The 18,907-nt window shown below is 29.2% G+C and carries 22 protein-coding genes and 7 pseudogenes; 3 read left to right on the top strand and 26 right to left on the bottom strand.

The window, feature by feature from the left end:
• Position 1 precedes the first annotated feature (1 nt).
• The 25 genes and pseudogenes from JAHGCCOI_RS01720 to JAHGCCOI_RS01600 form a co-directional block, all read right to left on the bottom strand.
• Positions 2 to 1,197, bottom strand: a pseudogene (locus JAHGCCOI_RS01720) (AAA family ATPase).
• A 58-nt stretch (positions 1,198 to 1,255) separates the two neighbouring features.
• On the bottom strand, positions 1,256 to 1,873 hold the full coding sequence (locus JAHGCCOI_RS01715) for a hypothetical protein (protein ID WP_479492229.1): 618 nt from the start codon (positions 1,871 to 1,873) through the stop codon (positions 1,256 to 1,258).
• A 2-nt stretch (positions 1,874 to 1,875) separates the two neighbouring features.
• A complete protein-coding gene (locus JAHGCCOI_RS01710) occupies positions 1,876 to 2,196 on the bottom strand; it encodes a hypothetical protein (protein ID WP_479492189.1) in 321 nt (106 codons plus the stop codon).
• A 17-nt stretch (positions 2,197 to 2,213) separates the two neighbouring features.
• Entirely contained in the window at positions 2,214 to 2,447 is a 234-nt protein-coding gene (locus JAHGCCOI_RS01705; protein WP_339332283.1) for a hypothetical protein, read from the bottom strand.
• Positions 2,440 to 2,877: a hypothetical protein gene (locus JAHGCCOI_RS01700; protein ID WP_479491967.1), complete on the bottom strand. Its 438-nt coding sequence runs from the start codon at positions 2,875 to 2,877 to the stop codon at positions 2,440 to 2,442. The genes JAHGCCOI_RS01705 and JAHGCCOI_RS01700 overlap by 8 nt, the downstream gene beginning before the upstream one ends.
• A complete protein-coding gene (locus JAHGCCOI_RS01695) occupies positions 2,877 to 3,074 on the bottom strand; it encodes a hypothetical protein (RefSeq protein WP_479491966.1) in 198 nt (65 codons plus the stop codon). The genes JAHGCCOI_RS01700 and JAHGCCOI_RS01695 overlap by 1 nt, the downstream gene beginning before the upstream one ends.
• 19 nt (positions 3,075 to 3,093) lie before the next feature.
• Positions 3,094 to 3,384 (bottom strand): HU family DNA-binding protein, encoded by a 291-nt coding sequence (locus JAHGCCOI_RS01690; protein ID WP_479491965.1) that lies wholly within the window; start codon positions 3,382 to 3,384, stop codon positions 3,094 to 3,096.
• A 19-nt stretch (positions 3,385 to 3,403) separates the two neighbouring features.
• Positions 3,404 to 4,049 (bottom strand): annotated as a pseudogene (gene tmk, locus JAHGCCOI_RS01685) (dTMP kinase).
• 1 nt (position 4,050) lies between these two features.
• On the bottom strand, positions 4,051 to 4,626 hold the full coding sequence (locus JAHGCCOI_RS01680; protein WP_479492228.1) for a hypothetical protein: 576 nt from the start codon (positions 4,624 to 4,626) through the stop codon (positions 4,051 to 4,053).
• Positions 4,626 to 4,844: pseudogene (locus JAHGCCOI_RS01675) on the bottom strand (DnaB-like helicase C-terminal domain-containing protein); the annotation flags it as partial. The pseudogene JAHGCCOI_RS01675 and the gene JAHGCCOI_RS01680, both read right to left, overlap by 1 nt.
• Before the next feature lie 806 nt (positions 4,845 to 5,650).
• Complete coding sequence (locus JAHGCCOI_RS01670; protein ID WP_479492227.1) at positions 5,651 to 6,742, bottom strand: replicative DNA helicase; 1,092 nt, start codon at positions 6,740 to 6,742, stop codon at positions 5,651 to 5,653.
• A 71-nt stretch (positions 6,743 to 6,813) separates the two neighbouring features.
• Positions 6,814 to 7,041, bottom strand: a complete 228-nt coding sequence (locus JAHGCCOI_RS01665) for a DUF2963 domain-containing protein (RefSeq protein ID WP_479492192.1) — start codon at positions 7,039 to 7,041, stop codon at positions 6,814 to 6,816.
• 5 nt (positions 7,042 to 7,046) lie between these two features.
• A complete protein-coding gene (locus tag JAHGCCOI_RS01660; RefSeq protein WP_479492193.1) occupies positions 7,047 to 7,676 on the bottom strand; it encodes a sigma-70 family RNA polymerase sigma factor in 630 nt (209 codons plus the stop codon).
• A 48-nt stretch (positions 7,677 to 7,724) separates the two neighbouring features.
• A complete protein-coding gene (locus tag JAHGCCOI_RS01655; protein ID WP_479492226.1) occupies positions 7,725 to 7,859 on the bottom strand; it encodes a hypothetical protein in 135 nt (44 codons plus the stop codon).
• A gap of 17 nt (positions 7,860 to 7,876) precedes the next feature.
• Complete coding sequence (locus JAHGCCOI_RS01650; protein WP_479492254.1) at positions 7,877 to 8,110, bottom strand: hypothetical protein; 234 nt, start codon at positions 8,108 to 8,110, stop codon at positions 7,877 to 7,879.
• A pseudogene (locus tag JAHGCCOI_RS01645) lies at positions 8,103 to 8,530 on the bottom strand (hypothetical protein). The gene JAHGCCOI_RS01650 and the pseudogene JAHGCCOI_RS01645 overlap by 8 nt, the downstream one beginning before the upstream one ends.
• Positions 8,531 to 8,585: 55 nt before the next feature.
• Entirely contained in the window at positions 8,586 to 8,720 is a 135-nt protein-coding gene (locus JAHGCCOI_RS01640) for a hypothetical protein (RefSeq protein ID WP_479492225.1), read from the bottom strand.
• Positions 8,721 to 8,735: 15 nt separating this feature from the next.
• On the bottom strand, positions 8,736 to 9,026 hold the full coding sequence (locus JAHGCCOI_RS01635) for an HU family DNA-binding protein (protein WP_479492224.1): 291 nt from the start codon (positions 9,024 to 9,026) through the stop codon (positions 8,736 to 8,738).
• A 19-nt stretch (positions 9,027 to 9,045) separates the two neighbouring features.
• Positions 9,046 to 9,692, bottom strand: a pseudogene (gene tmk, locus JAHGCCOI_RS01630) (dTMP kinase).
• 1 nt (position 9,693) lies between these two features.
• Positions 9,694 to 10,269, bottom strand: coding sequence for a hypothetical protein (locus JAHGCCOI_RS01625; protein WP_479492032.1), 576 nt, complete (start codon positions 10,267 to 10,269; stop codon positions 9,694 to 9,696).
• Positions 10,269 to 10,475: pseudogene (locus JAHGCCOI_RS01620) on the bottom strand (DnaB-like helicase C-terminal domain-containing protein); the annotation flags it as partial. The pseudogene JAHGCCOI_RS01620 and the gene JAHGCCOI_RS01625, both read right to left, overlap by 1 nt.
• A gap of 1,573 nt (positions 10,476 to 12,048) precedes the next feature.
• Entirely contained in the window at positions 12,049 to 13,140 is a 1,092-nt protein-coding gene (locus tag JAHGCCOI_RS01615) for a replicative DNA helicase (protein WP_479492223.1), read from the bottom strand.
• 71 nt (positions 13,141 to 13,211) lie between these two features.
• Positions 13,212 to 13,511, bottom strand: a complete 300-nt coding sequence (locus tag JAHGCCOI_RS01610; protein ID WP_479492222.1) for a DUF2963 domain-containing protein — start codon at positions 13,509 to 13,511, stop codon at positions 13,212 to 13,214.
• Between the two features lie 5 nt (positions 13,512 to 13,516).
• Positions 13,517 to 14,095 (bottom strand): sigma-70 family RNA polymerase sigma factor, encoded by a 579-nt coding sequence (locus JAHGCCOI_RS01605; RefSeq protein WP_479492253.1) that lies wholly within the window; start codon positions 14,093 to 14,095, stop codon positions 13,517 to 13,519.
• Between the two features lie 789 nt (positions 14,096 to 14,884).
• Positions 14,885 to 14,965: pseudogene (locus tag JAHGCCOI_RS01600) on the bottom strand (sigma-70 family RNA polymerase sigma factor); the annotation flags it as partial.
• Between the two features lie 484 nt (positions 14,966 to 15,449).
• On the opposite strand from JAHGCCOI_RS01600, the gene JAHGCCOI_RS01595 reads away from it, so the two are divergent.
• Positions 15,450 to 15,671 (top strand): hypothetical protein, encoded by a 222-nt coding sequence (locus JAHGCCOI_RS01595; RefSeq protein WP_227807001.1) that lies wholly within the window; start codon positions 15,450 to 15,452, stop codon positions 15,669 to 15,671.
• Positions 15,672 to 15,760: 89 nt separating this feature from the next.
• Here the strand turns inward: JAHGCCOI_RS01595 and JAHGCCOI_RS01590 are convergent, their stop codons facing one another.
• Positions 15,761 to 16,012, bottom strand: a complete 252-nt coding sequence (locus JAHGCCOI_RS01590) for a hypothetical protein (RefSeq protein WP_042068320.1) — start codon at positions 16,010 to 16,012, stop codon at positions 15,761 to 15,763.
• A gap of 184 nt (positions 16,013 to 16,196) precedes the next feature.
• On the opposite strand from JAHGCCOI_RS01590, the gene JAHGCCOI_RS01585 reads away from it, so the two are divergent.
• Together JAHGCCOI_RS01585 and JAHGCCOI_RS01580 are read left to right on the top strand one after the other, a co-directional pair.
• Complete coding sequence (locus JAHGCCOI_RS01585) at positions 16,197 to 17,705, top strand: DEAD/DEAH box helicase (RefSeq protein WP_479492221.1); 1,509 nt, start codon at positions 16,197 to 16,199, stop codon at positions 17,703 to 17,705.
• An 83-nt stretch (positions 17,706 to 17,788) separates the two neighbouring features.
• A complete protein-coding gene (locus JAHGCCOI_RS01580; RefSeq protein ID WP_227807004.1) occupies positions 17,789 to 18,667 on the top strand; it encodes a deoxyribonuclease IV in 879 nt (292 codons plus the stop codon).
• Positions 18,668 to 18,907 lie beyond the last annotated feature (240 nt).

Below are 18,907 nucleotides of genomic sequence, written 5' to 3'. Positions count from 1 at the left end.
ATTATTCACCTCCTTTCGGTTTTAATTGATTTTCAATTTGGTCTAATAAAGTAGTATCTGGTGAAATAATCAATTGATAAGCCTGTTTTAAATCTTCTTTGTTAATTTCATTTCTTTTGTTTTCACCTTTACCACGGTTTTTGGCAAAAATACTAACAGTAGTTTTTAATAAGTTTTCTAAGGTACGATTAGCTTTTAAGAATTCTTTATTTTGTGGTAAGTTTTCTAAAGCTTCGTTAATAACTTCAAATAAATACTGTTTTGTTTCTTCACTGTAAGGATTTTTTCTTTTTTCAATTAAGAATTCTAGCATTTGTTGTCGTTCAGTTTTATTTCCTGGTTTTACTTCGATATTGTACGCAAAACGGGATTTAATCGCTTCATCAATCAGATGGTATTGGTTTGTTGCGCCAATAATGAAAATTGGTTTTTCAGGGTTATTATCCTGGGAAGTCATTTCCATTTTGAATTGGTTTACAACATTTGCGATTTCTGAACCTGCTTCTAACATACTTAAATTAGTGAAAATAGTTTCACATTCATCTAAAAAGATGATCGCCCCATTACACTCTTCTGCAGCAATTCTTGCATCAGTGAATAAATCTTTTACCATTTGTGGCGCTACCCCTTTATACTTTTGGGAAAAAGGGAACTATTAACTTCAAAGAATGGTAAATTGGTTTCTTTGGCAAGTGCTCGTGCTAAAGTGGTTTTACCTGTTCCAGGGCAACCATACATTAAAATTCCTAGGGGTGATTCAACTTCGCCAATACCTTGGTAGTTTTCAGGGTTTTTTAAATAATCAATAAATCCTTGAACTGCTTGTAATTCTTCTTTAAAACCGATTAATTTGTCAAAACCTATAAATTTTTGAGAGTCAGCAGGTTGAAAAACAACTCCTTCTGAATTTAATTGTTTTGGGTTTGTTGAAGAATTATTATCAATTTCTTCAGTTTGTTCTTTCTTTTTGGTTTCTGCTTGTTGTAATTCTTGCTTTAATATATTTTTTTGTTCTTCACTTAAAGTTTGGGTGGCTTCTAATTTATTTTTAAAAGAAATAATTTCTTTTTCGGTTTGACTTAAAGTTTGGTGATGAATCCAGACATAAGTTGCTAACCAAAATAAAAGAAACAAAATGATGATTGTCATTGCTTTTAAGAAAAGTGGTTGGGTGGAAGTTTGGTTTTTGGTTTTCATAATTTATTTCCTTTCTAAAATAAGACTAAGTTTTCTTAACTTAGTCTTATTTTTTTATTTAAACTAAATTTTCAATTTTGGTGTTTAGAGTGGTGCCACTACCGCTAAGTGCGTTTCCATTTTTATCCACTAATTCATAGTCAAGAACTAAGGTTAATTGTGGATTTGTTGCTTGAACAAAATCGTTTTGTTCTAATTTAATTTGAATATTGATATTGGATTTGCCATCATTATCGTTAACCATTTGTTTGCGATTGGTGTCATCATAGAGTGTGTTATTATTTTTAACTTCTAAGTTAAAGAGTGATTCAGGATTTAAAAAAGTGTTATGAGTGTCATATTTTGGAGTTATTTTTAGATATAAAGGAACACTAATGTCAAATCCATTTGTTTTCAAAATGGCTTGATGATTGATAGTCACTGTGTGATGAAATTTATTTGGATTTAAATTAGGCATAGGTAAAGGGATAAGGGTTTTATCTTCATTATTACCGCTTACTCTATTTACTTCAAATAAAGGGGCATCATTTTTACTCATTAATTTAATGTTTTCTTGTCTTTGGCGTGAGAAATAATTATTAAGAGCAATGCAAGAACTAATTGCAAAAAAAGAACAAATTAAAATTGTCAGGACAATTATAATTTTGTTATTTGGCTTTTGTTTTGTTTTTTTCATGATTATTTACCTCCTAAGGTTGATTTAATGATATCAATTAAATTATTTATACCTGTGGTTAACCAAGGGATTTGGTTTTGGTAATAAATAACGTTGACATGTAAAATAAAATATAAAACGATAGTTAAATTTATAAATGGTTTTAATAAATTGCTTTTGTTGTTATTGGAAGTTGTTTGAGTTGGTTGTTTTTCTGGGGTGGTTGGTACTTTTACTACCATTGTTTTGCTTGGTGGACTTGATTTTGAATTTATTACTTTTTTATTTTTTAATTCGGTTGATTTTTTATTTGTTTTTTTGGTTTGTATTATTTTTTTGATCATGTTTTTTCTCCTTTGTATTAATTATTTATTTCTTTGTTACTTTCTAAATTGTTTTTTTCTTTTGATTCGTTATTTGGATTTGGAATAATTGAAAATGATTTTTTGGGTTTACTTTCTTTTTGTGTTTCATTTTTTTGATTGATTTCTGGCAATGGTACAAAATTAAAAAATATTTTTTTAATGATAAACATTAAAGCAGTTGTAAATAGAGCGCCAACTATAAAACCGATTGCGAAATTTAGATCATTCATTTTCATCCTCCTTGTTTATAATTGAATTAGATTGGTTTTTATTTGAATTTTTTCTTGCTTTTTTTTCTTTCCATTTCGCAACTTTAACTCTTTGTGCTTCTATTTGGGATTGGAGTTTTTCTTGATTTGCATTGATTTTATCTATTTTTTGTAATAATTGTTGTTCTAGGTATTCTTGTCTGGCACTTTTAATTTCTAAGTTTTGTAGTTTTTTGTTGGGGAAAAAGAAAGCTACAACTAAATCTTTAATAAAAACAATAATATTTGTAATTAATTTAAAAATAGGTTTGAAACCAGAAACAATAAGAATAGTGAAAAGCGTTGTTTGGATTCCATCCATTCTTCGTTCAAGTATTTCGGTAGTGCTAAATCCTTTGGTATAATTTAGAATAAAATTGCTAATTGTTGTAAAAATTGTTATAATAAACATCATTCACCGCCTTCACTTACCTTTATTCGTTTGTTTTCAGCTAATTTCTTTTTGTTTTTAAAAGTTTTATTGGGGCGGTCTAAATTAAGCCATTTGCCTTTGGGTTGGTGGTATTTGTTGATTTTTTTCTTGGTTATTGGTTTGCTACAGTCTTTGAAATAAGTCCCACGGTATGCTTCTGTCATTCCATCACTCATGTTAATTATTCTCCTTATTTTATTTTAATTTGAGTTTTTTAACTTCATCTTTAAGTGTTTTTGACACTTTAAAACTAACTGCGGTTGAGGCAGGGATTTTGAGTTTTTTACCTGTTTGGGGGTTTCTTCCTAAACGGGCTTTTCTTGATTTTAAGATGAATTTACCAAGTTGAGGTGATAAAACTACCTCTTCGTTGGATGTGATTGATTTAATTAAGGTATTTTCAAATGAATTGTAAAATTCTTCGGTTTTTGCAACTGAAGTTTTTAGTTGCTTTGCAACTTCTTTGATTAATTCTTTCTTAGTCATTGTTTTGTTGTCTCCTTTTTTATAATATTTTTTTATTAATTAAAGTTTTAATTATTTGGGCTAAATTATCTTTTTGTGAGTTGGTTGCATTAATTAAAAAAAACTTGCAATTTTGGTGTTTACAATTTGCATCATTACAATATTTATGTTGATTTAAATAATTTTGACGCACATTTTCAAAATAAATTAGTGGTTTTTGTTCGATTAAGTCTAATTTATGATGGGGGATTGATTGTTTTCGGTGTAAGCCAATTTGGGGGTCAATATCTAGATAGAAAGTTAAATGAGGTTTGAGTAAATATTGATTAATAATTTTTGATGTTATTTCATCATCATAATCTATGGAATTACTATTGCTTTGATAAGCTAAAGTAGAATCATACCAACGGTCAACTATAACAAGATGGCCACTAAGTAGATTAGGTATTATTAATTCATCTTGGGTTTGGATCATGTTGGAAAAACTAAGAAAATATTTAGTTTTTGTACTTGTTTTTTTTGTATAAAAACAAATTTCTTATTTCGTTTCCAATAGAACTACTTCCTAAACCTTGGTAAACTTTTACTTTTTGTCCTTTATTAATTAAAGATTTTTTTAATTTATTAATCAAAGTAGTTTTGCCGCTTCCATCTAGCCCTTCAAAAACTATTAATTTATTCCACATTTTAATTATTTCCTTTCGTATTTTTGATTAAATTAATATCTTTAAAAGAAATAAATTGTCTTTGGAATAAGGTATTTACAAAGATATTAGCTTTTTGAGAAAAACAATCAATTACTTTATCAATTCCTTGGACTTTGCCGTTTTTAATTTTATTGTTGAGCCTTTGGGATTCGATAGCATCATTTGTTAATAAGTAATATTCAAAACGCGTATCGAGTTTTTTTAGTTGTTGAGCTTCGATGATAGCTTGTTTGTAACGTTCACGGAGGCAAGTTTTAAAATTAAAAGCAACAATTCGTTTGTTTTGGGTAAACAATACTAAATCAAATTTGATATCAGGAATAAAAAATAAATATGTTTGGGGATATTGTTTGGTGATTCCACGATGTCGAAAATAAATTAAAATTAGATATTCGTTAATTTTACCACGCAGTACTTTTTGCTTTTGGGAAGTTGATTTGGTAATTTGAAAATAATGATTCAAACTTTGATGATTTAATTTCATATATTGATTAAAAGGATATTTAAAGTAATTATCAGGTTTAATGTGGGATAAAATATTTTTTGAAATTAACATTAATTTTCCTCGATTCTTTGGATTTCTTTATCAAAATTAAAATTGCATTGGCCTAATTTACCTGCCCTATTTTTAGCAACAATAAATTGGGTAAAATCTTCTACAACGTTTGTAAATTGATTTTTTTCATAATAACTTTCGCGATGCAAAAACATTACCATATCGGCATCTTGTTCAATTGAACCTGAATCTCTTAAATCTGAAAGATTAGGGATTTTATAGCGATAGATTACACGCGTGTTGGTTATTTACGTGCAGCCCCGCTCCAAACCGTACGAGCAAGTTTCCAAGCATACGGCTTTCCCATTCACAGCCTATTTCTAGGGTCTTCTAAATATCACTATTTAGTTGATTGATTATTCAGTAAGTTTGAAAGCTTAGAAGCTTTATCTGCTTCAGTTGGTTGCATTTGCATCAACCTCCTTTCTCCCGAATTGAATAATCCTGTGAATCTAACTTCTTCGCCTTGTACCTAGCTTTCCTAGGCTCCGTGTGAGGGCAATTATCTTGGTTATTCCAAACCAAGTTTTAATTCCTCCGACTACTAAAAGTCTCTTTTTCCTTGAACCCAGAGGCATTTTAATTTCCCCTGTTTGGGATGGTTTTTAGGAATCTCGAATTTCCGACATCATTATGCCCGATAGTTTTAGGTTCGCTTTCGTTGTTAAAGCTTGTGGCTAGACTAGAACACTTTGTTTCCGTCAACGATATCATGAAGGGTGCTATTTAAAGCGACATGTGATTATATATGAAGACAAATCTAATATCTTCATATCTTCCTTCATTTCAGGGGTTTCACTAACTTGCCCTGACGTTATGAGATTACGATAATTTCCACGATTAGGGTTTTGCACCTTTTCCATGACTATCTTAGTCTTGCGAAAGCATCTTGGCTAGTTATTTCACCTCACTTCGCTTTTACGGTCTGCTGTAATCCGCCATTCTTTCGTTTGGCTGACCGACCGCATGACCTCACGGAATAATCAAGTCCGTGGCAATTGGCTAGATTGCTATAATGGTGCGTTTATTCGCGCCCAGATTCTCTCATTAAAGTTGCGCGGTTCATTTGGCTTAAAGCAATAATAGGAATTTGTAGTTCCATTGCTAACTTTTTCAATTCGCGAGTAATAATCCCAATTGCTTGATTTAAATTAAGAAATTGATCGCCTCTTAAAAGGTGTAGATAATCAATGAAAACTATATCAAGTCCTTGGTGAAATTTTAATTGACGGCATGTTCTTTTAACTTCTTCTATTTTGGTATTTCTGTCATCATCAATTAAAATATTCAATTCAGTTAATTTTTCTTCTGTTTGCAATAATTGTAACTTTTCTTCACGAGTTAATTGTTGTTGTTCCATTTTTTTGATACTAATCTGAGATTCACAACTAATTAAACGTTTAATTAATTCTTCAGATGTCATTTCTAAACTAAAAATCAAAATATTATGTTTTTTGGGGATATTTTGAAAAACTTTAGCAATATTGACAGCCAAATTTAACATAAAGGCAGTTTTTCCCATTCCTGTTCTTGCGGCTAAAATATTTAATTGTCCTGGTTTAAAGCCTCCAATTAAATCATCTATATTATTAAATCCTGTTTTAACTCCAACTAATTTATTTTTATTGTGGTTTTTCAAAATGTCTTTGATTACTTTAGAAACACAACTTTTTAAATCTTTAAACTTGGGGGTGAGTTTTTTTCTTAATTTTGCAGTATTTGTTTCTATTAATTCTAAAATCTCTTGGGGAGCTATTTTACTTCTTGCAATTTGGGATAATTTAGCAATAATACCGCCAATTTCTTTTTTTAAAGATGTTTCTTTAATTAAATCAATGTATGTTTCTAAGTGTCGAGGAGAAGGCATCAAATCAGATAATTCATTTAAATAATTAATTCCTCCTATTTGTTTTAATAATTTTTCATTTTCTAAAATAGCACTTATAGAAGCATAATCAATTTCTTTATTATTTTGATGTAATATTTTCATGGCTTTAAAAATATATTTATGATGAGGACTGTAAAAGTCAGTTTCTGTAATTTCATTAAAAACTGAAGAAATTATTTCGGGGTTTAAAAGGACAACCCCCAACAAAGCACGTTCTGCTTCAATCATCTTTCTAACTCCTTTTTTTAATTTGGGTATAAAAAATACCCCTTAAAAAAGGGGTTTAGTTTCTATATTGATTAAAAAGTTTTTTCTTCTTTAACAGTTCCGTCAGAATTGTATAAGGTTTCTTTGATTGGTTCTTCTGTTATGGGATCATATTCAGTAATACAATCAATTGTTTTGCCATCTTTATTAAACCAGGTTGTTTTAATAAAATTCCATGTATCAGGGTCATGTTCATGAATACCACAAATTGTTTTGCCATCGAGTTTGTAGTAAGTAGTTGTATTTTTTTGATAATTCATATTATTTATTTCCTTTTTATATATTTTTTTGATTTAGCAATTGCTTTGGTTTTGATAAATTTTACTTGTGTTGCAGATAAATTCAACATTTTACCTATGTCTTTGTTGGAATACTCAATTTGAGGGTATTGGTTTTGGATTTTTAAAGGAATCCCAAAACTTAATCTAATAATTTCGAATTCTTGTTTATTTAAATTAGATTTGATTTTTTCAATAAACAATTCATGATTAACTTGGGTTAACCAAATTTGATGAGGGGTTAGATTGTTGGCTTTGAAAGATTGGGTTTGTTTTTCTTCAAAAGGAATATTACTTACTTGTTTTTCTTTCCGAAAAACTTCTCTGGAAATAGAAGTGGTTTGTAGACCTCTAATAAGTTCTATGATTTCACCTTTAATTGTTGGGGTAGCATAGACAATAAAATCACATCCTAAATCTTGGTAATTATTTAAAGCTTTGATTAAACCTAAAATTCCTTCTTGGTATAAATCCTCTCTTTGAAGTGCTTTAGGGAAATATTTAAATTGTTTAACTATTTTTTTTACTAATGGTAAATGCATTTCGATTAATTGATCGCGAATTGCTAAATTCTTTTTATTTTTTAAAAAATCTTTAAATAATTTTTGTCTTAACATTTTATTCCTTCCTAAAAATATTTTTAGAAAAGATAAGAAATTATTTTTTTAGTCTTGAAAAGAAAAAAAGACTAACTTAATAGTTAGTCTTAAAGAATTTTTAGAAAGTAAAAAGTTGTCCAAAGTTTTGGAACACCTCAGTTTTTTATTTGTTTTTTTGGTTTGTATTATTTTTTTGATCATGTTTTTTCTCCTTTGTATTAATTATTTATTTCTTTGTTACTTTCTAAATTGTTTTTTTCTTTTGATTCGTTATTTGGAATTGGGATAATTGAAAATGATTTTTTGGGTTTACTTTCTTTTTGTGTTTCATTTTTTTGATTGATTTCTGGCAATGGTACAAAATTAAAAAATATTTTTTTAATGATAAACATTAAAGCAGTTGTAAATAGAGCGCCAACTATAAAACCGATTGCGAAATTTAGATCATTCATTTTCATCCTCCTTGTTTATAATTGAATTAGATTGGTTTTTATTTGAATTTTTTCTTGCTTTTTGTTCTTTCCATTTCGCAACTTTAACTCTTTGTGCTTCTATTTGGGATTGGAGTTTTTCTTGATTTGCATTGATTTTATCTATTTTTTGTAATAATTTTTGCTCTAAATATTTTGTTAAATTTTTTAATTTGTTTTGTATTTTTAAGTTAAAAAGAAAGTTACAACTAAATCTTTAATAAAAACAATAATATTTGTAATTAATTTAAAAATAGGTTTGAAACCAGAAACAATAAGAATAGTGAAAAGCGTTGTTTGGATTCCATCCATTCTTCGTTCAAGTATTTCGGTAGTGCTAAATCCTTTGGTATAATTTAGAATAAAATTGCTAATTGTTGTAAAAATTGTTATAATAAACATCATTCACCGCCTTCACTTACCTTTATTCGTTTGTTTTCAGCTAATTTTTTTGTTTTTAAAATATTGGGGCAATTAAATTAAGCCATTTGCCTTTGGGTTGGTGGTATTTGTTGATTTTTTTCTTGGTTATTGGTTTGCTACAGTCTTTGAAATAAGTCCCACGGTATGCTTCTGTCATTCCATCACTCATGTTTTTATCTCCTTTTTATTCTAATTTAAGGGTTTTGACTTTATCTTTGAGATTTTTTGACAGTTTGAAAGTTACCACAGTTTTTGCAGGGATTTTGATTTGCTTCCCTGTTTGGGGGTTTCTTCCTAAGCGGGCTTTTCTTGATTTTAAGATGAATTTACCAAGTTGAGGTGATAAAACTACCTCTTCGTTGGATGTGATTGATTCAATTAAGGTATTTTCAAATGAATTGTAAAATTCTTCAGTTTCCACAACTGAAGTTTTTAGTTGCTTTGCAACTTCTTTGATTAATTCTTTCTTAGTCATTGTTTTGTTGTCTCCTTTTTTATAATATTTTTTTATTAATTAAAGTTTTAATTATTTGGGCTAAATTATCTTTTTGTGAGTTGGTTGCATTAATTAAAAAATACTTGCAATTTTGGTGTTTACAATTTACATCATTACAGTATTTATGTTGATTTAAATAATTTTGACGCACATTTTCAAAATAAATTAGTGGTTTTTGTTCGATTAAGTCTAATTTATGATGGGGGATTGATTGTTTTCGGTGTAAGCCAATTTGGGGGTCAATATCTAGATAGAAAGTTAAATGAGGTTTGAGTAAATATTGATTAATAATTTTTGATGTTATTTCATCATCATAATCTATGAAATTACTATTGCTTTGATAAGCTAAAGTAGAATCATACCAACGGTCAACTATAACAAGATGGCCACTAAGTAGATTAGGTATTATTAATTCATCTTGGGTTTGGATCATGTTGGAAAAACTAAGAAAATATTTAGTTTTTGTACTTGTTTTTTTTGGTATAAAAACAAATTTCTTATTTCGTTTCCAATAGAACTACTTCCTAAACCTTGGTAAACTTTTACTTTTTGTCCTTTATTAATTAAAGTTTTTTTTAATTTATTAATCAAAGTAGTTTTGCCGCTTCCATCTAGCCCTTCAAAAACTATTAATTTATTCCACATTTTAATTATTTCCTTTCGTATTTTTGATTAAATTAATATCTTTAAAAAAAATAAATTGTCTTTGGAATAAGGTATTTACAAAGATATTAGCTTTTTGAGAAAAACAATCAATTACTTTATCAATTCCTTGGACTTTGCCGTTTTTAATTTTATTGTTGAGTCTTTGGGATTCGATAGCATCATTTGTTAATAAGTAATATTCAAAACGCGTATCGAGTTTTTTTAGTTGTTGAGCTTCGATGATAGCTTGTTTGTAACGTTCACGGAGGCAAGTTTTAAAATTAAAAGCAACAATTCGTTTGTTTTGGGTAAACAATACTAAATCAAATTTGATATCAGGAATAAAAAATAAATATGTTTGGGGATATTGTTTGGTGATTCCACGATGTCGAAAATAAATTAAAATTAGATATTCGTTAATTTTACCACGCAGTACTTTTTGCTTTTGGGAAGTTGATTTGGTAATTTGAAAATAATGATTCAAACTTTGATGATTTAATTTCATATATTGATTAAAGGGATATTGAAAGTAATTATCAGGTTTAATGTGGGATAAAATTTTTTCTGAAATTAACATTAATTTTCCTCGATTCTTTGGATTTCTTTATCAAAATTAAAATTGCATTGGCCTAATTTACCTGCCCTATTTTTAGCAACAATAAATTGGGTAAAGTCTTCTACAACGTTTGTAAATTGATTTTTTTCATAATAACTTTCGCGATGCAAAAAAATTACCATATCGGCATCTTGTTCAATTGAACCTGAATCTCTTAATATGGATAAATCAGATGCGTTTTGGTTTAGGATTTGCTTTTCTCAACCTTATTACAAACTGGTCCCCATCTAAACCGTACGAGCAAGTTTCCAAGCATACGGCTTGCCATAATTATATCGCTTTCGCGAACTAGTCAGTATTACTACTGATTTCGTGATTTGTTCTCTATAATTACTAGCTACTTTCGCTCTTTAAGAGTCGTTAACTCTCGACTTGGATAGGCGATTTACTAAATTATTCCAAATTTAGTTTTACTCTATCAACTACTAAATAGCTTCTTTATCCTTGAACCATAGGTCTAAACCTATTTTAGTTTTGAGACTGGTTTTTAGGATTCTCAAATTTCCGTCTATAATGGGTCTGATAATTTTAGGTTTGGTTATACTGGCATATTAATAGCCAGGAATGTCATGTGAATTACTGATTTAACAGCTATGAAAAAATGAATTAAAAGCAACAGATTTATTTACTTTTAAGGTTTCACATCTCCCCGTGTCATTAACTTTCGTGGTAGGTTATCTTATTACGACATTTCTTTTCCAATTAGGGTATTTCAACCTTATCCATGATTATCCTGGTCTTGCGTAAACTTCTTGCCTAGTTAATTCGGCTCATTCCGCTTTTATGTCTGCTGTAATTGGTTATTCTTTCGTCTAACCAACCGACACCATTGCTGGCTTTATATGACCTCAGGACTTCATTTCCATCCTGGTAATTGACTAAATTACTCCATTATATCGTGTATTTGCGCCCAATCTGAAAGATTAGGGATTTTATAGCGATAGATTACACGCGTTTTGGTTATTTACGTGCAGCCCCGCTCCAAACCGTACAAGCAAGTTTCCAGGCATACGGCTTTCCCATTCACAGCCTATTTCTAGGGTCTTCTAAATATCACTATTTAGTTGATTGATTATTCAGTAAGTTTGAAAGCTTAGAAGCTTTATCTGCCTCAGTTGGTTGCATTTGCATCAACCTCCTTTCTCCCGAATTGAATAATCCTGTGAATCTAACTTCTTCGCCTTGTACCTAGCTTTCCTAGGCTCCGTGTGAGGGCAATTATCTTGGTTATTCCAAACCAAGTTTTAATTCCTCCGACTACTAAAAGTCTCTTTTTCCTTGAACCCAGAGGCATTTTAATTTCCCCTGTTTGGGGTGGTTTTTAGGATTCTCAAATTTCCGACATCATTATGCCTGATAGTTTTAGGTTCGCTTTCGTTGTTAAAGCTTGTGGCTAGACTAGAACACTTTGTTTCCGTCAACGATATCATGAAGGGTGCTATTTAAAGCGACATGTGATTATATATGAAGACAAATCTAATATCTTCATATCTTCCTTCATTTCAGGGATTTCAATAACTTGCCCTGACGTTATGAGATTACGATAATTTCCACGATTAGGGATTTGCACCTTTTCCATGACTATCTTAGTCTTGCGAAAGCATCTTGGCTAGTTATTTCACCTCACTTCGCTTTTACGGTCTGCTGTAATCCGCCATTCTTTCGTTTGGCTGACCGACCGTATGACTTAGCGGAATAATCAAGTCCGTGGCAATTGGCTAGATTGCTATAATGGTGCGTTTATTCGCGCCCAGATTCTCTCATTAAAGTTGCGCGGTTCATTTGGCTTAAAGCAATAATAGGAATTTGTAGTTCCATTGCTAACTTTTTCAATTCGCGAGTAATAATCCCAATTGCTTGATTTAAATTAAGAAATTGATCGCCTCTTAAAAGGTGTAGATAATCAATGAAAACTATATCAAGTCCTTGGTGAAATTTTAATTGACGGCATGTTCTTTTAACTTCTTCTATTTTGGTATTTCTGTCATCATCAATTAAAATATTCAATTCAGTTAATTTTTCTTCTGTTTGCAATAATTGTAACTTTTCTTCACGAGTTAATTGTTGTTGTTCCATTTTTTTGATACTAATCTGAGATTCACAACTAATTAAACGTTTAATTAATTCTTCAGATGTCATTTCTAAACTAAAAATCAAAATATTATGTTTTTTAGGAATATTTTGAAAAACTTTAGCAATATTGACAGCCAAATTTAACATAAAAGCAGTTTTTTCCATTCCTGTTCTTGCGGCTAAAATATTTAATTGTCCTGGTTTAAAACCTCCAATTAAATCATCTATATTATTAAATCCTGTTTTAACTCCAACTAAATTATTTTTATTGTGGTTTTCCAAAATGTCTTTGATTACTTTAGAAACACAACTTTTTAAATCTTTAAACTTGGGAGTGAGTTTTTTTCTTAATTTTGCAGTATTTGTTTCTATTAATTCTAAAATCTCTTGTGGAGCTATTTTGCTTCTTGCAATTTGGGATAATTTAGCAATAATACCGCCAATTTCTCTTTTTAAAGATGTTTCTTTAATTAAATCAATGTATGTTTCTAAGTGCCGAGGAGAAGGCATCAAATCAGATAATTCATTTAAATAATTAATTCCTCCTATTTGTTTTAATAATTTTTCATTTTCTAAAATAGCACTTACTGAAGAATAATCAATTTCTTTATTATTTTGATGTAATATTTTCATGGCTTTAAAAATATTTTTATGATGAGGACTGTAAAAGTCAGTTTCTGTAATTTCATTAAAAACTAAAGAAATTGTTTCGGGGTTTAAAAGTAAAACCCCCAACAAAGCACGTTCTGCTTCAATCATCTTTCTAACTCCTTTTTTTAATTTGGGTATAAAAAATACCCCTTAAAAAAGGGGTTTAGTTTCTATATTGATTAAAAAGTTTTTACTTCTTTAATAGTACCGTCATAATTGTATAAGGTACCCTTGATTTTATTCCCTGTTTGGGGATCGGACTCGATGATTATTTTTGTACCGTCAGAGTTGTATGAGGTATACTTGATTATATTCTCTGTTTGGGGATCGTACTCGTTGATGAAGTCAATTGTTTTGCCATCTTTATGAAACCAGGTTGTTTTAATAAAATTCCATGTATCAGGGGCATGTTCGTGAATACCACAAATTTTTTTACCATCAACATTATAATAAGTAGTTCCATTTTTTTGATAATTCATATTATTTATTTCCTTTTTATTATTTTTTTTAATTTATTAATTGCTTTGTTTTTGATAAATTTTACTTGTGTTGCAGATAAATTCAACATTTTACCTATGTCTTTGTTGGAATACTCAATTTGAGGGTATTGGTTTTGGATTTTTAAAGGAATCCCAAAACTTAATCTAATAATCTCGAATTCTTGTTTATTTAAATTGGATTTGATTTTTTCAATAAACAATTCGTGATTAACTTGGGTTAACCAAATTTGATGAGGGGTTAGATTGTTGATATTAATAGTTTGAGGTTGTGTTTCTTCAAAAGGAATATTACTTACTTGTTTTTCTTTCCGAAAAACTTCTCTGGAAGTAGAAGTAGCTTGTAGACCTCTAATAAGTTCTGTGATTTTACCTTTAATTGTTGGGGTAGCATAGACAATAAAATCACATCCTAAATCTTGGTAATTATTTAAAGCTTTGATTAGACCTAAAATTCCTTCTTGGTATAAATCTTCTCTTTGAAGTGCTTTAGGGAAATATTTAAATTGTTTAACTATTTTTTTTACTAATGGTAAATAGCGATAGATTGCACGCGTTTTGGTTATTTACGTGCAGCCCCGCTCCAAACCGTACAAGCAAGTTTCCAGGCATACGGCTTTCCCATTCACAGCCTATTTCTAGGGTCTTCTAAATATCGCTATTTAGTTGATTGATTATTCAGTAAGTTTGAAAGCTTAGAAGCTTTATCTGCCTCAGTTGGTTGCATTTGCATCAACCTCCTTTCTCCCGAATTGAATAATCCTGTGAATCTAACTTCTTCGCCTTGTACCTAGCTTTCTTAGGCTCCGTGTGAGGGCAATTATCTTGGTTATTCCAAACCAAGTTTTAATTCCTCCGACTACTAAAAGTCTCTTTTTCCTTGAACCCAGAGGCATTTTAATTTCCCCTGTTTGGGATGGTTTTTAGGAATCTCGAATTTCCGACATCATTATGCCTGATAGTTTTAGGTTCGCTTTCGTTGTTAAAGCTTGTGGCTAGACTAGAACACTTTGTTTCCGTCAACGATATCATGAAGGGTGCTATTTACAGCGACATGTGATTATATATGAAGACATGCATTTTTTCTTCATATCTTTCCTTCCTTTCAGGGGTTTCACTAACTTGCCCTGAAGTTATCGGATTACGATAATTTCCACGATTAGGGATTTGCACCTTTTCCATGACTATCTTAGTCTTGCGAAAGCATCTTGGCTAGTTATTTCACCTCACTCCGCTTTTACGGTCTGCTGTAATCCGCCATTCTTTCGTTTGGCTGACCGACCGCATGACCTCACGGAATAATCAAGTCCGTGGCAATTGGCTAGATTGCTATAATGGTGCGTTTATTCGCGCCCATGCATTTCGATTAATTGATCGCGAATTGTTAAATTGTTTTTACTTTTTAAAAAATCTTTAAATAATTTTTGTCTTAACATTTTATTCCTTTCTAAAAATATTTTTAGAAAAGATAAGAAATTATTTTTTTAGTCTTGAAAAGAAAAAAAGACTAACTTAATAGTTAGTCTTAAAGATTTTTTAAAAAGTAAAAAGTTGTCCAAAGTTTTGGAACACCTCAAGCCTTAGAACGCATTAAAGATGCAACTTTTCAAAACCAACAATTACCAGAAATGATTAAAATAGATGATGGAATTAAACACAATAACGACTTAATTAACAACATAGATAAAGATAAATCATTCATTGATAAAGGAAAAAATGAATCAGAAAATAACTAAACAAGCTTGGACCGCAACAAAATTAATGAATTAAAAGAAATAAAAAAAAGAGATTGAAGATTATCAAAGAAAAATTGAAGAATTACAAAGAAAAATTGCTACTAAAGAAAAAGACCCCAAAATAGAACAACATCAAAAGGAATATGATAAACATATTAAAAATTTTAATTTATATCAGCAACAAATGAGGGTAATAACACCAGAAAAGGAATTACAAACTAAAATCGAAGCCGAGTTAGCTGCAAAACAAAAAGCAATTAAGGCAAAAAATAATCTAAAAACTGAAATTAAAAGAGACAAGATAAAATTAGATTATGCCTTAAAAGAACAACAAAATCTTTATAATGTAATATACAAAGAATTATCTCCCAAAGGAAAAGAAGAATTATACAAAAATACTAAATAACAATTGATTAACTAAACAATCCATATATAAAGATAAAAACTATTTTCATTAAGAAAATAGTTTTTTTTATATCTTAGATTAAATTTTAATTATTTCTTTATTTGTTCCCAAACAGTAGCAGATATATAATATAAAGGAATTGAACACAAACAAACAACAACACCCCAAGCTAATAAATTAGAAAAACTAAAGTTAAAACCTTTTTTATTTGATTTAACATTTTTATTATCTTTGGTTAATTTAGTTTTATTATTATATTTCTTACTTTGTTTTAAATCATTATTGTTTTGTTTTTTCTTTTTCTTATTATCATTATTCTTATTATTTTTATTTGTTTTCATTACCCTATTTTCTTTCCTTAATATATGTCATTATAATTTATAATCAAGTCAAAGACTTACTTATATTTTAACTGGAAATAAGTTTTTTTCAACAATTTATTGCAACAAAATTAATTTATTACTAAAATACTTCCAAATTACAAAAATACTGGTATAATATATATGATTTAAGGAGGTTTTTAACTTGCAAAACTATATTCAAAAAAAAATATTACAACTTCAATTCCAAACTTTAACTCCCATCCAAAAAGAAGTCTTTTCACAATTTGAAAAACCAGGTAATCTAGTAGGAATTGCTCCTACAGGAACAGGCAAAACCCATGCTTATCTTTTACCGATATTAAGTAAAATTGATTTCCAAAAACCATTTACTCAAGCAATTATTTTAGTCCCTACCAATGATTTAGTATTTCAAGTATGGGAAATGTTTAAACAAATTGAAAAAACTAATTTTACCAAAATTCTTTACGGAGGAATGGATAAACAAAAAGCAATTGCTACTTTTGAAAAAAAACAACCTCCATTAATTATTGCAACTCCCGATAAGTTATTAGAATACGCGTTTAAACTCAAAAAAATTAACTTAAAATATGTATCTTATTTGGTCCTTGATGAAGCTGATATGATGTTTGATGAGGTATTTTTAACTTCCCTAGACCCTTTAATTAATCATCTTAAAGCCAAAATTTTATTATTTTCAGCTACCATTACCGAACAATTAAAACCTTTTATTAATCGTTATTTTGGTAAATCTACTTTTATTGATGTTTATAAACAAAGTAATCTTAATCGTACTTTTTATTTATTAGAAACAACTACAAGCAGAATGCAGACCTTAATTCATCTTACCAAAGTCCTTAATCCTTATTTAGCACTAGTATTTGTCAATGAAAAAAAAGAACAAGAATTAATATTTCAAACTTTACAAAATGACAGTCTCAAATTGCTTAATTACAACTCTGCTTTATCAGTTAAACAAAGAAAACAAAGCCTTAAAGCTATCCATAAATTAAAATATCAGTACGTAATTGCATCAGATCTTGCAGCTAGAGGAATTGATTTTGATGCTTCTTGTGTTATTCACTACAACTTACCTTCACACCTTGAATTTTTTTTCCACAGAAGTGGTAGAACATCAAGAATGGGCAAAAAAGGTGAAATCATTGTTTTGTACGACTCCCAAGACATTAAACAAAAAGACAAAATTAATAAATTAATTCAATTAGGAATTACTTTTCATCAAGCCTCTTTAAATAAAGATGGTTTTATAAGAACTCAAAATTACAAAACTATTACAACTACCAAAACTGATAAGCCAAATAAAAACAATAAAAATACCAAAAACATTCAAAAAAATCAAAACAATCAAACTAACCAAAAAAACAATTACAACCAATCTAGCCAATCTAGCCAAAAACAATTTTTCAAACAAAACAAATTTACCAAAGAATCCAAACTTCCTAAAAAAGAAAATAATAAAGATTCTACTTTGGAAACACCAAATAAAACTCAAAACACAGTCCAAGAAACAAACAACAACAAAAAAACTAAAAGCAAACAAGTAAAACCCAATTATAAGAAAAAGAACCAAAAAGAAAACCAATCCCCCCAAAAGCAAAAGTACTTTTTTGCAAACAAAATTCAAACCAAAAGCCAAATACAAATCACAAAAGCCATCAAAAAAATAAATTAACGAATTACAAAACTAATTATCAAGAAAAAACTAAACTAATTTATAAATAATAACCAAAAAAAACCAATAAAGGAGCTTTTATCATGTTATTTTTGGGAAGCCATGTTGCTATGAAAAAACCACATAATTTTCAAGGAGCCATCCAAACTGCCATTTCTTATGGTGCTAATGCTTTGATGGTTTATAGCGGTGCTCCACAAAATACGATAAGAACCAAAACCGAAGAATTAAAAATTAAAGAAGCCTTAGAAATTGTCCAAAACAACAATTTATCTTTAAATAATTTGGTAGGGCACGCTCCTTATATTATCAATCTTGCTAATCCCGACGAGACTAAAAGGGCTTTTACAATTGATTTTTTATCCCAAGAATTAGAACGTTTTGCAGCAATGAAAATTAATAAAATGGTTTTACATCCAGGAAACTATCTCAAAACAAACCCCCAAGAAGGAATTGGTTTAATTGCTCAAAGCCTTGATTTAATTTTTGCAAAAACTAAACATTTAAAAACCCAAGTTGCCTTAGAAACTATGGCAGGCAAGGGAACTGAAATTGGTAAAAACCTAGAAGAATTGCAACAAATAAGAACCCAAGTTAAAAACAACACAAGAGTTTCTTTTTGTCTTGATACTTGTCATCTTTTTGATGCTGGCTATGATTTAAAAGAAAACTTAGAAGAAATTATCCAAAAGATAGATTCCATTTTAGGATTTCAAAATATCTCTGTAATTCATATTAACGACTCTAAAAACGAATGTAATAGTCACAAAGACCGCCATGAAAACATCGGTTTTGGCAAAATCGGTTTTGAAACTTTAATCAAAATTATCTATCATCGTGCTTTTGCTTGTATCCCTAAAATTTTAGAAACTCCCTATATCAATGACAAAGCACCTTATAAACGCGAAATTGAAATGATTAAAGCCAAAGCTTTTAACCCCGAATTAAAAAAATTATTTTAAAAAACAAACTAATCATTAAAACAAGTTTGAAAAAATCCAAAATCACTTATAATTAATATTGGTGTTTATTGTTTATTAAAATATTTTCTAAAACTATTTTAGACTTTTAATATAGAATTTTAATAATGTTGAACATCGAAAAATACAATTATTAGTAAGGTTTTAAAATCATCGATAAAAAACAAATTATAAGCAATATATTTTCTTTTTGGAACACATTAAATCCCAATTATCAAATGA

This window comes from Mulberry dwarf phytoplasma (assembly GCF_056504655.1).
The sequence above is the reverse complement of the archived record's forward strand: the minus strand, read 5'-3'. Positions and strand labels throughout refer to the sequence as shown.

Coding starts and splice junctions, on each gene's coding strand:
- JAHGCCOI_RS01715 (WP_479492229.1), bottom strand. CDS start 1,873: ATGAAAAAAACAAAACAAAAGCCAAATAACAAAATTATAATTGTCCTG.
- JAHGCCOI_RS01710 (WP_479492189.1), bottom strand. CDS start 2,196: ATGATCAAAAAAATAATACAAACCAAAAAAACAAATAAAAAATCAACC.
- JAHGCCOI_RS01705 (WP_339332283.1), bottom strand. CDS start 2,447: ATGAATGATCTAAATTTCGCAATCGGTTTTATAGTTGGCGCTCTATTT.
- JAHGCCOI_RS01700 (WP_479491967.1), bottom strand. CDS start 2,877: ATGTTTATTATAACAATTTTTACAACAATTAGCAATTTTATTCTAAAT.
- JAHGCCOI_RS01695 (WP_479491966.1), bottom strand. CDS start 3,074: ATGAGTGATGGAATGACAGAAGCATACCGTGGGACTTATTTCAAAGAC.
- JAHGCCOI_RS01690 (WP_479491965.1), bottom strand. CDS start 3,384: ATGACTAAGAAAGAATTAATCAAAGAAGTTGCAAAGCAACTAAAAACT.
- JAHGCCOI_RS01680 (WP_479492228.1), bottom strand. CDS start 4,626: ATGTTAATTTCAAAAAATATTTTATCCCACATTAAACCTGATAATTAC.
- JAHGCCOI_RS01670 (WP_479492227.1), bottom strand. CDS start 6,742: ATGATTGAAGCAGAACGTGCTTTGTTGGGGGTTGTCCTTTTAAACCCC.
- JAHGCCOI_RS01665 (WP_479492192.1), bottom strand. CDS start 7,041: ATGAATTATCAAAAAAATACAACTACTTACTACAAACTCGATGGCAAA.
- JAHGCCOI_RS01660 (WP_479492193.1), bottom strand. CDS start 7,676: ATGTTAAGACAAAAATTATTTAAAGATTTTTTAAAAAATAAAAAGAAT.
- JAHGCCOI_RS01655 (WP_479492226.1), bottom strand. CDS start 7,859: ATGATCAAAAAAATAATACAAACCAAAAAAACAAATAAAAAACTGAGG.
- JAHGCCOI_RS01650 (WP_479492254.1), bottom strand. CDS start 8,110: ATGAATGATCTAAATTTCGCAATCGGTTTTATAGTTGGCGCTCTATTT.
- JAHGCCOI_RS01640 (WP_479492225.1), bottom strand. CDS start 8,720: ATGAGTGATGGAATGACAGAAGCATACCGTGGGACTTATTTCAAAGAC.
- JAHGCCOI_RS01635 (WP_479492224.1), bottom strand. CDS start 9,026: ATGACTAAGAAAGAATTAATCAAAGAAGTTGCAAAGCAACTAAAAACT.
- JAHGCCOI_RS01625 (WP_479492032.1), bottom strand. CDS start 10,269: ATGTTAATTTCAGAAAAAATTTTATCCCACATTAAACCTGATAATTAC.
- JAHGCCOI_RS01615 (WP_479492223.1), bottom strand. CDS start 13,140: ATGATTGAAGCAGAACGTGCTTTGTTGGGGGTTTTACTTTTAAACCCC.
- JAHGCCOI_RS01610 (WP_479492222.1), bottom strand. CDS start 13,511: ATGAATTATCAAAAAAATGGAACTACTTATTATAATGTTGATGGTAAA.
- JAHGCCOI_RS01595 (WP_227807001.1), top strand. CDS start 15,450: ATGAGGGTAATAACACCAGAAAAGGAATTACAAACTAAAATCGAAGCC.
- JAHGCCOI_RS01590 (WP_042068320.1), bottom strand. CDS start 16,012: ATGAAAACAAATAAAAATAATAAGAATAATGATAATAAGAAAAAGAAA.
- JAHGCCOI_RS01580 (WP_227807004.1), top strand. CDS start 17,789: ATGTTATTTTTGGGAAGCCATGTTGCTATGAAAAAACCACATAATTTT.